This is a genomic window from Micromonospora sp. NPDC000089 (genome assembly GCF_042899365.1).
Taxonomy (GTDB): domain Bacteria; phylum Actinomycetota; class Actinomycetes; order Mycobacteriales; family Micromonosporaceae; genus Micromonospora.
Window position 1 is genome coordinate 26,778 of sequence record NZ_JBIAZT010000004.1, and the last position, 14,590, is coordinate 41,367.

Sequence of the window (14,590 nt, forward strand, 5' to 3'; positions counted from 1 at the left end):
CGCTACTGACCGACCCCGAACGCCCGGGTGAACCGGACGTCGCCCTCGGCCATGTCGCGCATGTCGCTGACCCCGTGCCGGAACATCACCGTCCGGTCGATGCCCATGCCGAACGCGAACCCGGAGTAGACCTCCGGGTCGATGCCGCAGGCCCGCAGCACCCTCGGGTTGACCATGCCGCAGCCGCCCCACTCGACCCACTGCGGGCCGTCCCGGTGCTCCGGGAACCAGACGTCGAACTCGGCCGACGGCTCGGTGAACGGGAAGTAGTGCGGCCGGAAGCGGGTCTTCGCGCCCTCGCCGAACATCGCCCGGGCGAAGTGGTCCAGCGTCCCGCGCAGGTGCGCCATGGTGATGCCCTTGTCCACCACCAGGCCCTCCACCTGGTGGAAGACCGGGGCGTGGGTGGCGTCCAGCTCGTCGGTGCGGTAGACCCGGCCGGGCACGACCACGTAGATCGGCGGCTTGCGGGTCAGCATGGTGCGCGCCTGCACCGGCGAGGTGTGGGTACGCAGCACGAGGCCCGAACCCTCGGGTGCGATGTGGAAGGTGTCCATCAGGCCGCGGGCCGGGTGGTCGGCGGGGATGTTCAGCGCGTCGAAGTTGGTCCACTCCAGCTCGACCTCGGGGCCCTCGGCCACCTCGTAGCCCATCCCGACGAACAGGTCCCCGATCGTCTCCATCAGCACGCTCAGCGGGTGCCGGGCACCCCGGGGCCGCCGGTCGTACGGCAGGGTCACGTCGACCCGCTCCTCGACCAGCACCCGGGCGGCCTGCTCGCGCTCCAGCACCTCGGCGCGGGCGGCGTACGCGGACTCGATCGCCCGGCGGGCCTCGTTGACCCGCTTGCCGGCGTCGGACTTCGCGGCCGGCGGCAGCGCGCCGATCTCGCGGCGGGCCAGCGACACCGGCGACCGGTCACCGAGGTGCGCGGGGCGCAGCGCGGTCAGCGCGTCCGGGTCGGCCGCCTCGGCGAACGCCTTCTCGGCGGCGGCGACGGCCTCGGCCAGGGCGGCCGGGTCGAGCAGGGCGACCTGCTTCGGGTCGTACGGATCGTTGCGGTAGCTCATGGCGTACGGGCACTCCCTCACGGCGGTGCCGGCCCTCTCGGGCGGCTAGGCGAGTCTACGGACGCGCGGCTTCGCCGCAGCCCGCCGGTGGGAGTTACGCGCAGGAGGAAGGGTCAGGCCCGCCGCCCGCCGACACCGGCGGGCTGGCTAAACGAACGCCGTGGCGCGTTCATCACGTGGTCGACTCCCCTGCTGGATGCGCCGACCCGCGGTCAGCGCAGTGCTCTCGCCGAAGCGTACAGGCAGACGGCGGCGGCCGCAGCCAGGTTCAGGCTCTCGGCGCGCCCGTGCAGCGGCACCCGGACCCGGGCGTCGGCCGCCGCGGTCAGCTCCTCGGGCAGCCCGTGCGCCTCCGAGCCGAACAGCCAGGCGGTGGCCGCGTCGAGCCGGCCGTGGTCGATCAGGTCGTCCAGGTCGCTGTCGCCGTACCCGGTGGTGGCGAGGACCGACAGCCCGGCGGCCCGCAGCGCCCCGACCGCCGCGAGCGGGTCGGGCGCCCGGACCACGTCGACGTGGAAGAGGCTGCCGGCCGAGGCCCGCACGCACTTGCCGTTGTACGGGTCGACGGCCTCACCGGCGAAGATCACCGCGCCCGCGCCGGCCGCGTCGGCGGTGCGCAGCACGGTGCCGGCGTTGCCCGGGTCACGGATCTCGGCGAGCACCGCGACCAGGCGCGGCCTGCGGGACAGCGCCTCGGCCAGCGGCACGTCGAGGTGCCGGCAGACGGCGACCAGCCCCTGCGGGGCGACGGTCTCGGCGAGCGCGGCCAGCCCCTCGTCGGTCACCTCGGAGACGGGCACGTCCGCGTGGGCGGCCCTCGCCGCGAGGTCGGCGTACCGGTCCAGGGCGGCCGGCGTACCGAAGAGCTCGATGACCGTCCCGGCGCGGGCCAGCGCCTCGCGGACCGCCTGCGGGCCCTCGGCGAGAAACCGGCCGGTGGCCTCGCGGTCCCGGCGGCGCTGCAGCCGCCGGGCGGCGACCACCCTGGGGGTACGCGGGGTGAACGGGCCGGAGACGGCGTCGAGGCGCCTCCCGCGCGCTGGTGAGTGCATGGGAGACGCCTCGATCTGCTGCTACGGGTGGGTCAGGCGGCCTGGGCCGCGGCGCCACCGGTGCCCTCGGCCGCCACGGCGGCGCGGGCCAGCTCGACGATCGCGGCGAAGGCCGCGGCGTCGTTGACGGCCAGGTCGGCCAGGATCTTGCGGTCGACCTCGATGCCGGCCAGGCGCATGCCCTGGATCAGCCGGTTGTAGGTCATGCCGTTGGCCCGGGCGCCAGCGTTGATGCGCTGGATCCAGAGCTGCCGGAAGTCGCCCTTGCGGTCGCGACGGTCCCGGTAGGCGTACTGCATCGAGTGCAGCACCTGCTCCTTGGCCTTGCGGTACAGCCGGGAGCGCTGACCGCGGTAACCGCTCGCGGTCTCCAGCAGGGTACGACGCTTCTTCTGGGCGTTCACAGCCCGCTTGACGCGTGCCATCTCAACTCCTTCTTCGGTTCAGGTGGCGCGCGTCAGCGGCCGAGCAGCTTCTTGATGCGCTTCACGTCAGCCTTGGCCACCTCGACGGTGCCGGTCAACCGGCGGGTCTGGGTGGAGGGCTTCTTCTCCAGCTTGTGCCGGAGGCCGGCCTGCTGGGCGACGATCTTGCCCTTGCCGGTCACCCGCACCCGCTTGCCCATACCCGTGTGGCTCTTCATCTTCGGCATGTGGAACGTCTTCTCCCTGTTACTGGCCGCTGATGTCAGCGGTCGGGCCGGTCTCGCCGGCTGCTGCGGTCTCGCCGGCCGCCGGAGCCTCGTCGGCCACCGGGGCGCCGGTCTCGTCCGCGACCCGGTCGCGCGGTCCGCCGCGGGCCGCCGTGGCGGCGACCGCGGAGGCCTTCACGGCCCGGTGCGGGGCGAGCACCATGATCATGTTTCGGCCGTCCTGCTTCGGCGCGGCCTCGACGTATCCCAGGTCCCCGATCTCGGACTCGAGCCGGCGCAGGAGCCGGTAACCCAGCTCCGGGCGGCTCTGCTCGCGACCGCGGAACATGATCGTCACCTTGACCTTGTCGCCCGCCTTGAGGAACCGCACCACGTGACCCTTCTTGGTCTCGTAGTCGTGCGGGTCGATCTTCGGCCGAAGCTTCATTTCCTTGATGACGGTCTGCTGCTGGTTACGCCGCGCTTCGCGCGCCTTGAGTGCGCTCTCGTACTTGAACTTGCCGAAGTCCATGAGCTTGCACACCGGCGGGCGCGCCATCGGCGCAACCTCGACCAGGTCCAGATCGACGTCCGCGGCCAGCTGCAGGGCGCGCTCCAGCGGGACGATGCCCACCTGCTCACCCTCGGGGCCGACCAGTCGGACCTCACGTGCCCGGATCTGCTCGTTCACGCGTGGTTCGACGCTGATGGGGCCTCCTCGAGTCGATGCTCCTACGGTGCCGACTCCGCGGGCTCCCGGGCGGGAGCCGACCCGGAAAGCAGAAGGCCCTGGCGCATGCCAGGGCCCGCTCGACCGGTCGGCACGATCACATGATCGCGCATCCGGCGCCGGGACGTGCCCGGAACCGGGGACCGGACCCGGACGCCTTCGCGGCGACTCGGGTGGGAGCAGGCGCTCCGCTTCGCGACCGCCCACACGTCATGACGGGGGCAGTCTGGTCGACTCGGCAACACTACACCCTGGTGTGGCCGCCTCCCAAACCGGACCCGCCGGCGGTTCGATCGGGCGACGGGACGGCTGGCCCGGGTGTGGCGGCGGGGGCTCAGCCGATCGGGCGGTCGCCGGCCAGGGTGGCCAGGTGCGCCTGGTGCAGCCGGCGCAGCGCCCGGACGCCCTCGACCGCGGTCTCCTTGTCGGCGGCCTGCAACGCGATCATCGGCAACAGGTCGTCGTCGTACAGCTCCAGGCTCGCCCAGGGGGCGCCCCGGTCGAAGCGCACCCCGCGGACGACCTCCCAGGGCAGCTCGTACGAGCCGAGCAGGTTGCGCACCCGCACGCCCCGAGTGTCCGCCTCGACCCGGGGGCGGGTGAACAGCAGGATGCCCAGCGCGCCGAGCACGCCCAGGCCGATCATGGCGAACTGGTCGCCGCGCTGGAAGGTGCCGTAACCGTCGCCGGTGCGGCCGGTCAGCGAGGTGGCCAGCAGGCTGAAGACCAGCACCAGCGCCGCCGCCGAGACCCAGCAGACCAGCCGGATGCGGCGGGGCTTCAGACGGATCAGCTCGGTGTCACTCACCCCACCAGTCTGCCACCCGCTCCCCCACCGCCCACCGCCGCCACTCGGCGCCGCCGCCGGGCACCCGACCGGGAGGCCCGCGGCGGCCGGTGCCCGGCGACTGGCCGGCGGACGGCGTCAGAGGCGGCAGGCGTGGATGTTGGTGACCAGGATCGCCCGGGCGCCCAGGTCGTAGAGCTCGTCCATGATCCGGTGCACGTCGTCGCGGAGCACCATCGCCTGGACGGCGACCCAGCCCTCCCGGTGCAGCGGGGAGACCGTCGGCGACTCGATGCCCGGGGTGAGCGAGCTGGCCCGGTCCAGCAGGCCGGCCGGCACGTCGTAGGCGAGCATCACGTACCGGCGGGCCACCAGCACGCCGTGCAGGCGGCGGGAGAGCTGCTCGGCCTGCGGGTGGGCCGGCGCGCCCCCGCGGTGCACCAGCACCGCGGACGAGCGCAGCAGCGGGTCGCCGAACACCACCAGGCCGGCCTGGCGCAGCGTGGCGCCGGTCTCCACCACGTCGGCGACCACGTCCGCGACGCCCAGCCGGATGGCGTTCTCCACCGCGCCGTCCAGCCGGATCACGTCCGCCTTGACGCCCAGCTCGCCGAGGTACCGCTCGACCAGGCCGGGGTACGCGGTGGCGATCCGGTGGCCGCCCAGCTCCGGCACCGAGTGCACGTCCTCGGGGCGGGCGGCGAAGCGGAAGGTGGCCCGGCCGAAGGCCAGGTCCATCACCTCCTCGGCCGGTGCGCCGGAGTCGATCAGCAGGTCCCGGCCGGTGATCCCGACGTCCAGGTCACCGGAGCCGACGTAGGTGGCGATGTCCTTCGGGCGCAGGTAGAAGAACTCGATGTCGTTCGGCTCGTCCCGGCAGACCAGGTCCTTCGGGTCGGTGCGCTGGCGGTAGCCCGCCTCGCGCAGCATCTGGGCGGCCTTCTCGGCCAGAGCGCCCTTGTTCGGTACGGCGACACGCAGCATGACGGAGTGCTCCTCGGGTTCGGGTCTGATCGACGACGGGGCGCACTCAGAGATGTCGGTAGACGTCCTTGAGCTCGAGACCGCTGGCCAGCATCAGCACCTGGACCTGGTAGAGCAGCTGCGAGATCTCCTCGGCGGTCCGCTCCGGCCCCTCGTGCTCGGCGGCCATCCACGACTCGGCCGCCTCCTCGACGACCTTCTTGCCGACGAAGTGCACGCCCTTCTCCAGGGCGGCGACCGTGCCCGAGCCAGGGGTGCCGGCGGCGGCCTTGGCCTGCAGCTCGGCGAACAACTCCTCGAACGTCTTCACGCCACGATTCTTCCAGCCCGGGCCGACCCGCGGACGCGGCGGGTCCGGCCGCCCGGCGACGCGACGTCCGGCCGGCGGCGGGCAACGGCCCGGCATCGATCCGGCATCGATTCCCTACCTACCTGGTGGGACACCATGCCGCGCGGTGCGGATCGGGCCCTACGCTGTCCGCCATGGTCAGCAGCTCACGTTCCGCCGCGTTCGCCGTCGCCGTCGTCGCCCTGGTCGCGGCCGCCGGCTGCGCGCCGCAGGAGGACACCCCCACCCCCGCCGCGAGCGGCTCCACCGGCGCGTCCTGCGCCAGGGAGAGCCTGAAGACGCACACGCCCGGCAAGCTCACCATCGCCACCGACCAGCCGGCGTACGAGCCGTGGTTCAAGAACGACAAGCCGGAGAACGGCGAGGGCTTCGAGGCCGCCGTGGCGTACGCGGTCGCCGAGAAGCTGGGGTACGCCCGTACGGACGTCACCTGGACCCGGGTCAAGTTCGACACCGCGATCGCCCCCGGCCCCAAGGCGTTCGACTTCGACGTCAACCAGTTCTCCGTAACCGAGGAGCGCAAGCGCGCGGTCGACTTCTCCGCGCCGTACTACCTCGTCCGGCAGACCGTGATCGCGCTCAAGTCCTCGAAGATCGCCGGGAAGACCACGCTGGCCGACCTGCGCGACGCCAAGCTCGGCGCCCAGGTCGGCACCACCAGCTACCGGGCCATCACCGACGTGATCAAGCCCACGGCGAAGCCCCAGGTCTACAACAGCAACGACGACGCCAAGAAGGCGCTGCAGAACGGGCAGCTCGACGGCCTGGTGGTGGACCTGCCGACCGCGTTCTACATCACCGGGGCGGAGCTCACCGACGCCACCATCGTCGGCCAGGTGCCGCAGGTCGGCACGCCCGAGGCGTTCGGGCTGCTGCTGGACAAGGGCTCGCCGCTGACCGGCTGCGTCAGCGCCGCGGTGAGCGGGCTCACCGACGCCGGCACGCTCAGGCAGCTGGAGCAGAAGTGGCTCACCCAGGTGGCCGGGGCGGCCGAGCTGCGGTGACCCTGCTGCGCCACACCCCCTCGGCGGCGCAGCGGCGGCGGGCCGCGTACCGGCGCCGGCAGACGTTCCGCAGCGTGCTGGTCGCCGCCGCCTCCACGGCGGCGCTCGGCACGCTGCTCGTCCTGGCCGTCACCGGAGCGCCCGGCTGGGACCGGGTACGCGAATCGTTCCTCGACCCGGGCATCGCCCGCGACGCCCTGCCCGAGGTGCTCACCGGGCTCTGGCTCAACGTCCGGCTGCTGGTCTGCTGCGCCGCCGGCGCGCTGCTGCTCGGGCTGGTGATCGCCCTGCTACGGACGCTGCGCGGGCCGGTCTTCTTCCCGGTCCGCGCGCTCGCCGCGGGCTACACCTACACCTTCCGCGGGCTGCCGCTGATCATCGTGCTCTACGTGCTCACCCTGGGCGTGCCGGGCCTGCGGCTGCAGGGCATGCCCCCGGTGCTGGTGCTCGGCGGGCTGGCGCTGGTGCTCACCTACGGCGGTTACCTGGCCGAGGTGTTCCGGGCCGGCATCGAGTCGATCCACCCCAGCCAGCTCGCGGCGGCCCGCTCGCTGGGGCTGACCTACCGGCAGACCATGCGGCACGTGGTGCTGCCGCAGGCCGTGCGGCGGGTCGCGCCACCACTGCTCAACGACGTGGTGGCGTTGCAGAAGGACGTCGGCCTGGTCTCCCTGGCCGGCCCGATCGACGCCGTCCGGGCCGCCCAGATCGCCACCGCGCAGACCTTCAACTACACCCCGTACCTGCTGGCCGGAGTGCTGTTCGTGCTGCTCGCCATTCCGCTGATCGCGGTCACCGACTGGGTGACGCTGCGCTCGGCCCGACGCCAGTCCGGGGGCTGACATGGCCGTGCTGACCTGCCGGGGCCTGCGCAAGGAGTTCGGCGACCAGGTCGTCCTGGACGGGCTCGACCTGACCGTCGAGGAGCACCGGGTGGTGGCGCTGATCGGGGCGTCCGGGTCGGGCAAGTCGACCCTGCTGCGCTGCGTCAACCTGCTGGAGCAGATCGACGACGGGATCATCGAGCTGGACGGGGAGGAGATCTCCGACCCCCGGGTGGACCCGGACGTGGTCCGCCGGCGGATCGGGATGGTCTTCCAGGCGTACAACCTCTTTCCGCACCTGAGCGTGCTGGAGAACGTCACGCTGGCGCCGCGCCGGGTGCACCGGCGGGCCCGCGCCCAGGCCGAGGCGCAGGCCCGCGAGCTGCTCGACCGGGTGGGACTCGGCGCCAAGGCCGACGCCTACCCGGACCGGCTCTCCGGCGGGCAGCAGCAGCGGGTGGCGATCGTCCGGGCGCTGGCCAACTCGCCGCGGCTGATGCTGCTGGACGAGGTGACCTCCGCGCTGGACCCGGAGCTGGTCGGCGAGGTGCTCGCGCTGATCCGGGACCTCAAGGCCGACGGCATGACGATGGTGCTGGCCACCCACGAGATGGGCTTCGCCCGGGAGGTCGCCGACCAGGTCTGCTTCCTCGACGGCGGTCGGGTGGTGGAGGCCGGCCCACCCGAGCAGGTGCTCGGCGAGCCGACCCAGCCGCGTACCCGGCAGTTCCTCCGGCGCATCATCGAGGCCGGCCGGCTCTGAGCGGCACCGCCGGCGCTGAGCGGCACCGCCGGCCCGGGCCCTCGGGGCCTCAGCCGCCGAAGCCGACCCGGTGCGTGCCGGCCGCCGCGACCCCGCGGATCGCCAGGGCGGCGTCCAGCGCGGCGACGGTGGCCGCCCAGCCCTTGTCCTCCGCCGAACCGGGCAGCCCGGCCCGGTCCCGGGCCTGCTCGATGGTCTCCACGGTGAGCACCCCGTGCGCCACCGGGCGGCCCTCGTCCAGCGCCACCCGGGTCAGCCCCTCGGTCACCGACTGGCAGACGTAGTCGAAGTGCGCCGTCGCGCCGCGGACCACCACACCGAGGGCGACCACCACGTCGCACCGGCGGGCCAGCGCCTGGGCCACCACCGGCAGCTCCACCGACCCGGCCACCCGGGCCACCACCGTCCGGGCGCCGCAGGCCTCCGCGGCGGCGATCGCGCGGTCCAGCATGTGGTCGGTCAGCTCGCCGTGCCAGCGCGCGGCGACCACCCCCACCGTCATCCCGGCGGCGTCCACCGTCGCCACCCCGGGCTCACCGAAACCCGCCATGTCTACGCTCCGATCTCGTCGCCGGGGACCGGCCGGCCCAGCGGGGCCTCGGTCACCTCGTCCAGCTCGTCCAGCAGGTGCCCCATCCGGTCCCGCTTGGTCCGCAGGTAGCGCACGTTCTCCGGGTGCGGCCGGATCGGCAGGCCCTCGCGACCGGTGACGGTCAGGCCGTACCCCTCCAGGCCGGCCCGCTTGGCCGGGTTGTTGGTCAGCAGCCGCATCGACCGGACGCCGATGTCGTAGAGGATCTGCGCGCCGGTGCCGTAGTCCCGGGCGTCGGCCGGCAGCCCCAGGTCGAGGTTCGCGTCCACGGTGTCCCGGCCCTGGTCCTGCAGCTGGTACGCCTGCAGCTTGCGCAGCAGGCCGATGCCGCGCCCCTCGTGCCCGCGCAGGTAGAGCACCACGCCCCGCCCCTCCCGGGCGACCCGGGCCAGGGAGGCCTGCAGCTGCGGCCCGCAGTCGCAGCGCAGCGAGCCGAACACGTCCCCGGTCAGGCACTCGGAGTGCACCCGGACCAGCACGTCGTCCCCCTCGCCGAGGTCCCCGAAGACCATCGCCACGTGCTCGGCCGGGTCGTGCTCGGCCCGGTAGCCCAGGGCCCGGAACACCCCGTACGGGGTGGGCATCCGGGCATCGGCCACCTGCTCGACCTGCTTCTCGTGCCGCCGCCGGTACGCCACCAGGTCGGCGATGGTGATCAGGGTCAGCGCGTGCTCGGCGCAGAACTTCTCCAGATCCGGCAGCCGCATCATGGTGCCGTCCTCGTTGACCAGCTCGCACAGCACACCGGCGGGGCGCAACCCGGCCAGCCGGGTCAGGTCCACCGCCGCCTCGGTGTGCCCGGGCCGATGCAGCACCCCGCCCGAGCGGGCCCGCAACGGCACCACGTGCCCAGGGCGGGACAGGTCGGCCGGATCGGTGCCCGGGTCGGCGAGCAGCCGGATGGTGCGCGCCCGGTCGGCCGCGGAGATGCCGGTGGTGACCCCTTCCCGGGCGTCCACGGTGACCGCGTACGCGGTGCCCCGGCGGTCCTGGTTGGTGTGGTGCATCGGCGGCAGGTCCAGCCGGTCGCACTCCGCCTCGGTCAGCGCCGTGCAGATGTAGCCCGAGGTCCACCGGACGGTGAACGCGACCAGCTCCGGGGTGGCCAGCTCGGCGGCGAAGATCAGGTCGCCCTCGTTCTCCCGGTCCTCGTCGTCGACCACGACGACCGGCCGGCCGGCGGCCAGATCCGCCACCGCCTGCTCGATGCTCGCGAAGATCCGCTCGCCCATGCCGCCGCTCCGATCGCTCATGCCACGACCTCCGTGTAGGTGGCCGGGATCGGCCGGGACTCGGTGCGGGCCACCCGGGAGGCGCGCCACCAGGCGGCGAAGCCCCAGACGCAGAAGCCGCCGTAGACCAGGTACATGGCGGCCGACGGATAGAACCCCCCGCGCAGCAGCAGCGGCACGCCGACCGCGTCCACCGCGATCCAGATCAGCCAGAACTCCACCCAGCCGCGGGCCATGCCGTACGTCGCGAGCAGGCTGCCGGTGAGGATCCAGGCGTCCGGCAGCGGCCCCCAGGAGCCCAGCGCGGCCAGCACCGGGTACCCCGCGACGGTGCCCACGGCGGCGGCCAGCAGCAGCCCCAGCCGCTCCCGGCCGGTGGCCCAGCGGGGCGTCACCGCGGGCGCGTCACCGGCCCCGGCCCGGCGATTGCGCGACCAGCGCCACCAGCCGTACACGCTGACCGCGAAGAAGAAGACCTGACGGCCGGCCTGGCCGTACAGGTCGTGCGCCTGCGGGGTGGCGAAGACGCCGCCGAGGAACACGGTGAACAGCAGCGCGTTGCCGATCATGCCGACCGGCCAGGCCCAGACCAGCCGGCGCAGCCCGAGCAGCGCGGAGGCCAGCCCGAAGACGTTGCCGACGATCTCCCGGACCAGCACCGGCGAGCCGGCGACGTGGACCTGCGCCTCGAGCAGCCAGCCCAGCGGCCCGGTCACCGGGCACCTCCCGGCAGCCGGTCGCCGAGCAGCCGCTCGACGTACTTGGCCAGCACGTCGACCTCCAGGTTGACCGGGTCGCCGACGGCCCGGCCGCCCAGGGTGGTCAGCTTCAGGGTGGTCGGGATCAGGCCGACGGAGAACCAGTCGTCCCCGACGCCGGCCACCGTCAGCGACACCCCGTCCACGGTGATCGAGCCCTTCTCCACCACGTACCGGGCCAGGGCGGCGGGGAGCCGGAAACGCAGCGTCTCCCACTGCTGCGCGGGCTCCCGGGAGAGCAGCTCGCCGACCCCGTCGACGTGCCCCTGCACCAGGTGGCCGCCGAGCCGGCTGTTCAGCGCGGCGGCCCGCTCCAGGTTGACCGGGGCGCCGGGCCGCAGCGCGCCGAGCGACGAGCGGCGCAGGGTCTCCCCCATCACGTCGGCGGTGAACACCCCCTGGTCGGTCTCGACCACGGTCAGGCACACCCCGTTGACCGCGATGGAGTCGCCGTGCCGGGCGTCCGAGGTGACCAGCGGGCCGCGGATCGCGACCAGCGCCGAGTCGGCTCCGGTGTCGGCGATCCGGACGACCTCGCCCAACTCCTCGACGATGCCGGTGAACATAGTCAGGCCTCCCTCTTCCGGGGCAGCGCGGTGATCCGCAGGTCGGGACCGACAGCCGTAACGTCGGTGAGTTCCAGATCGATGGCATCGGCGATGGTCGTCACGCCGGCGTGCGCCAGCGCGGCCGGGCCGGCGCCGAGCAGCTTCGGCGCGACGTAGCCGACCACCCGGTCGACCAGGCCGGCGGCGAGGAACGCGCCGGCCAGCGCCGGGCCGCCCTCCAGCAGCACCGCCCGGACGCCGCGGTGGTGCAACTCGGCCAGCAGCGCCGGCAGGTCCACCCGGCCGTCCGGGCCGGCGCCGACCTCCGCGGCGGTGGCGATCCAGGTCCGGGCGGCCCCGTCGCGGACCCGGGCGTCCGCCGGGGTACGCCCCGCCGAGTCGACCACCACCCGCAGCGGCTGCCGGATGGCCAGCGAGCCGTCGCGCAGGTTGCGGGCGGTCAGCCGGGGGTCGTCGGCGAGCACGGTGCCCACCCCGACGACCACCGCGTCGACGGTGCCCCGCAGCGCGTGCACGTCGGTCCGGGCCGCCTCGGAGGTGATCCACATGCTGGTGCCGTCGGCCGCGGCGGACCGCCCGTCGAGGGTCGCCGCGTACTTCCAGATCACGTACGGCCAGCCGCGGCGCATCGAGGTCAGCCAGGCGACGTTGCCGGCCTCCGCCTCGTCCCGGCGTACCCCCAGGTCGACCTGGACGCCGGCGGCCCGCAGGGTGGCCGCGCCGCCGGAGGCCACCGGGTTCGGGTCCGGTACGGCGATCACCACCCGGACGACGCCGGCCTGGATCAGCGCGAGGCTGCAGGGGCCGGTGCGGCCGGTGTGGTCGCAGGGTTCCAGGGTGACCACCGCGGTGCCGCCGCGGGCCCGCTCACCGGCCTGGGCGAGCGCGACGATCTCGGCGTGCGGCCCGCCGGCGTACGCGTGGAAGCCCTCGCCGACGACCGTGCCGTCCGGGTCGAGCAGCACGCAGCCGACCAGCGGGTTGGGGCTGGTGGTGCCGAGCCCGCGGGCGGCCAGCGCCACGGCGCGGCGCATCGCCTCGTCCACGGACACCGCGGCCATGCCCCTGCCCTCTCACTCGCCGAGCCGCGCGCGGGCGGTACGGGAGGAGCCGCGGGCAGGCGGCGGCGGACCGGAGGGTACGGCGTGGCCGGCCCCCGGGGAGCCCACGCGCCGACACAGCGCCGCACGGGCCCGCCCCGTCCCCGCGCGCTGTCTCCCATCCGGACTTTCTGGGTGCGGAAACCTCCCGCCCCCAACCGTCGGCCCCGGATTCTCACCAGGTCCACCGGGCGGCCTGAGCCGTCCGGGTCGCGGGCTTACCACGGTCGGGCCGTGGATCACCGCCGGTTCGGAATTTCACCGAGCCCCGCCAGCGCGTGGTGGGTACATGGGAAGTCTTACACGTTCCGCCGGGTTCGACGCCACTCCTCGCGTCCTACCTCACACACCCTGGGCGCGTCGCCGGTCCACCGCGACGTACGACCCGGGTTGGCTCTTCGCCACGGTCTTCATCTCGGAGGCGACCGCGATGGCGGCGAGCGGGTCGGTCAGGCGCTTCTCGGCGTCGGAGAGGGACACCCCGATGGAGAGGGTGACCAGGGCCGCGCGCCGGACGTTGCCCCGGCGGTCCTTCAGCTCGACGAAGCCCCGCTCCCGGTCGGTCGGGTCGTAGAGGGTGTCGGCGGACTTCTCGAAGTCGACCACCGCGCGGGAGGTCAGCGGGCGGATCTGCTCCGGGGTGCAGACGATCACGAAGTCGTCACCGCCCACGTGGCCCAGGAAGGCCGGCGGCAGCCCGATCGAGACCACCGCCCGGTGCAGGCTGCGGGCCAGCGCGGAGATGAACTCGTCGCCGCGGACGAAGCCGTACCGGTCGTTCACGCTCTTGAACCGGTCGATGTCGATGTATCCGACCGCGTAGTCGACGCCGCTGCGGACCCGGTCGGTGATCTCCCGGCGGATCCGGCTGTTGCCGGGCAGCCCGGTCAGCGGGGAGACCTCCCGGAACTCCTTGTTGCGGCGCAGCGTGGAGCTGACCCGGGCCACCAGCTCCGCGGTGTCGAACGGCTTGACCAGGTAGTCGTCGGCGCCGGCGCTGAGCCCGTGCACCTTGTCGACGGTCATCCCCTTCGCGGTCAGCATGATCACCGGCAGGGCCGAGGTCATCGGGTCGGCGCGCAGCCGGCGGGTCAGCTCCAGGCCGTCGATCCGGGGCATCATCAGGTCGACCACGGCCAGGTCCGGTCGCTGCCGCTCGATCACCTCGAGCGCCTCCTGACCGTCGGAGGCGTGGATCACCTCGAAGCCGTGCAGCCGCAGGTTGAACTCGACGAACCGGGCGATGTCCGCGTCGTCGTCGACGACCAGGATGACGTCGGGTCGGTCGCCGGCCGGCTCCATCTCAGGCTCCGCGGGACGCGCGCTCCGCGAGCCCGCGCAGGCGACGGACCGCCTCGGCCGGGTCGGCCGCGCCGTAGACGGCGGTGCCGGCGACGAACGCGTCCGCGCCCGCCGCCGCGGCCTGCTCGATGGTGTCGGCGGCGATCCCGCCGTCCACCTCGACGCGCAGCTCCAGGTGACCGGCGTCGACGTGCCGGCGGGCGGCGCGCACCTTGTCCAGCAGCTGCGGGATGAAGCGCTGCCCGCCGAAGCCGGCCTTGATCGTCATGATCAGCAGCGTGTCGAAGCTCGGCAGCAGGTCCAGGTACGGCTCGATCGGGGTGTCCCGGTCGATCGCCAGCCCCGCCTTCGCGCCGGCCGAGCGGAGGTCCTTGGCGAGCGCGACCGGATCGTCGCAGGCCTCGGCGTGGAACGTGACGTTGTACGCCCCGGCGTCGGCGTAGCCGGGCGCCCAGCGCCGCGGATCGGTGATCATCAGGTGCACGTCGAACGGGATCTGGGTGGCGGCCCGCAGGCTCTGCACCACCGGCAGGCCGATGGTCAGGTTCGGCACGAAGTGGCCGTCCATCACGTCGACGTGCAACCAGTCGGCGACCCCCTCGACGGCGCGGACTTCTTCGGCGAGGCGGGCGAAATCGGCGGCGAGGATGCTGGGCGCGACGATCGGCGGCGGTACGGTCACCGGGCCAGTGTACGAACGCGGCAACCGGCCGTGGACATCGCGGCGGCATCGGGAACGCGCGGTGACCCGCGCGTGACCGGTGGTGCAGAATGGGCCCCCGAGGGGGCCGGAAACCGGACGATCGGCCACCCGTGACTGGCCGATCGACCGAAACGCGGCAA

General features: G+C 73.7%; 18 protein-coding genes. 3 read left to right on the forward strand and 15 right to left on the reverse strand.

What is annotated here, in order from left to right; all coding sequences use genetic code 11:
* Positions 1–2 precede the first annotated feature (2 nt).
* The 8 genes from pheS to ACFY3U_RS09680 form a co-directional block, all read right to left on the reverse strand.
* Positions 3–1,070 carry a phenylalanine--tRNA ligase subunit alpha gene (pheS, locus tag ACFY3U_RS09645; protein ID WP_387197778.1) on the reverse strand — a complete coding sequence of 356 codons (1,068 nt, stop codon included), beginning with the start codon at positions 1,068–1,070 and terminating at the stop codon, positions 3–5.
* A gap of 212 nt (positions 1,071–1,282) precedes the next feature.
* The gene (locus ACFY3U_RS09650) at positions 1,283–2,122 is read right to left on the reverse strand and encodes a TrmH family RNA methyltransferase (protein ID WP_387197781.1); all 840 of its coding nucleotides are present in this window, start codon (positions 2,120–2,122) and stop codon (positions 1,283–1,285) included.
* A 32-nt stretch (positions 2,123–2,154) separates the two neighbouring features.
* Entirely contained in the window at positions 2,155–2,547 is a 393-nt protein-coding gene (gene rplT / locus ACFY3U_RS09655; protein WP_387197784.1) for a 50S ribosomal protein L20, read from the reverse strand.
* Between the two features lie 32 nt (positions 2,548–2,579).
* A complete protein-coding gene (rpmI, locus tag ACFY3U_RS09660) occupies positions 2,580–2,774 on the reverse strand; it encodes a 50S ribosomal protein L35 (protein WP_387197787.1) in 195 nt (64 codons plus the stop codon).
* Positions 2,775–2,793: 19 nt separating this feature from the next.
* A complete protein-coding gene (infC, locus tag ACFY3U_RS09665; RefSeq protein WP_387197790.1) occupies positions 2,794–3,444 on the reverse strand; it encodes a translation initiation factor IF-3 in 651 nt (216 codons plus the stop codon).
* A gap of 373 nt (positions 3,445–3,817) precedes the next feature.
* Positions 3,818–4,291 (reverse strand): PH domain-containing protein, encoded by a 474-nt coding sequence (locus tag ACFY3U_RS09670; protein ID WP_387197793.1) that lies wholly within the window; start codon positions 4,289–4,291, stop codon positions 3,818–3,820.
* 117 nt (positions 4,292–4,408) lie between these two features.
* A complete protein-coding gene (gene hisG, locus ACFY3U_RS09675; protein ID WP_387197796.1) occupies positions 4,409–5,254 on the reverse strand; it encodes an ATP phosphoribosyltransferase in 846 nt (281 codons plus the stop codon).
* Between the two features lie 46 nt (positions 5,255–5,300).
* The gene (locus tag ACFY3U_RS09680) at positions 5,301–5,564 is read right to left on the reverse strand and encodes a phosphoribosyl-ATP diphosphatase (protein ID WP_088973679.1); all 264 of its coding nucleotides are present in this window, start codon (positions 5,562–5,564) and stop codon (positions 5,301–5,303) included.
* Between the two features lie 173 nt (positions 5,565–5,737).
* Between ACFY3U_RS09680 and ACFY3U_RS09685 the strand changes: the two genes are divergently transcribed.
* From ACFY3U_RS09685 to ACFY3U_RS09695, 3 genes are read left to right on the forward strand one after another with little or no spacing between them, the layout of a single operon-like run.
* Positions 5,738–6,607, forward strand: a complete 870-nt coding sequence (locus ACFY3U_RS09685) for an ABC transporter substrate-binding protein (RefSeq protein WP_387197799.1) — start codon at positions 5,738–5,740, stop codon at positions 6,605–6,607.
* Entirely contained in the window at positions 6,604–7,449 is an 846-nt protein-coding gene (locus tag ACFY3U_RS09690; RefSeq protein WP_387197802.1) for an amino acid ABC transporter permease, read from the forward strand. Before ACFY3U_RS09685 ends, ACFY3U_RS09690 begins: the two co-directional genes overlap by 4 nt.
* A 1-nt stretch (position 7,450) precedes the next feature.
* Complete coding sequence (locus ACFY3U_RS09695; RefSeq protein WP_387197805.1) at positions 7,451–8,194, forward strand: amino acid ABC transporter ATP-binding protein; 744 nt, start codon at positions 7,451–7,453, stop codon at positions 8,192–8,194.
* Between the two features lie 49 nt (positions 8,195–8,243).
* Here the strand turns inward: ACFY3U_RS09695 and ribH are convergent, their stop codons facing one another.
* The 7 genes from ribH to rpe all read right to left on the reverse strand — a co-directional run bounded on the left by ribH (position 8,244) and on the right by rpe (position 14,429).
* On the reverse strand, positions 8,244–8,744 hold the full coding sequence (ribH, locus tag ACFY3U_RS09700) for a 6,7-dimethyl-8-ribityllumazine synthase (RefSeq protein ID WP_387197807.1): 501 nt from the start codon (positions 8,742–8,744) through the stop codon (positions 8,244–8,246).
* A gap of 2 nt (positions 8,745–8,746) precedes the next feature.
* Complete coding sequence (locus ACFY3U_RS09705) at positions 8,747–10,018, reverse strand: bifunctional 3,4-dihydroxy-2-butanone-4-phosphate synthase/GTP cyclohydrolase II (RefSeq protein ID WP_387198820.1); 1,272 nt, start codon at positions 10,016–10,018, stop codon at positions 8,747–8,749.
* 17 nt (positions 10,019–10,035) lie between these two features.
* Positions 10,036–10,734, reverse strand: coding sequence for a nicotinamide riboside transporter PnuC (pnuC, locus tag ACFY3U_RS09710; protein WP_387197810.1), 699 nt, complete (start codon positions 10,732–10,734; stop codon positions 10,036–10,038).
* Positions 10,731–11,342 carry a riboflavin synthase gene (locus tag ACFY3U_RS09715; protein ID WP_387197813.1) on the reverse strand — a complete coding sequence of 204 codons (612 nt, stop codon included), beginning with the start codon at positions 11,340–11,342 and terminating at the stop codon, positions 10,731–10,733. The genes pnuC and ACFY3U_RS09715 overlap by 4 nt, the downstream gene beginning before the upstream one ends.
* Before the next feature lie 2 nt (positions 11,343–11,344).
* Complete coding sequence (gene ribD, locus ACFY3U_RS09720; protein WP_387197816.1) at positions 11,345–12,406, reverse strand: bifunctional diaminohydroxyphosphoribosylaminopyrimidine deaminase/5-amino-6-(5-phosphoribosylamino)uracil reductase RibD; 1,062 nt, start codon at positions 12,404–12,406, stop codon at positions 11,345–11,347.
* A 381-nt stretch (positions 12,407–12,787) separates the two neighbouring features.
* Positions 12,788–13,747 (reverse strand): response regulator, encoded by a 960-nt coding sequence (locus ACFY3U_RS09725; RefSeq protein WP_387197818.1) that lies wholly within the window; start codon positions 13,745–13,747, stop codon positions 12,788–12,790.
* A 1-nt stretch (position 13,748) separates the two neighbouring features.
* Complete coding sequence (rpe, locus tag ACFY3U_RS09730) at positions 13,749–14,429, reverse strand: ribulose-phosphate 3-epimerase (RefSeq protein WP_387197821.1); 681 nt, start codon at positions 14,427–14,429, stop codon at positions 13,749–13,751.
* Positions 14,430–14,590: the final 161 nt, after the last annotated feature.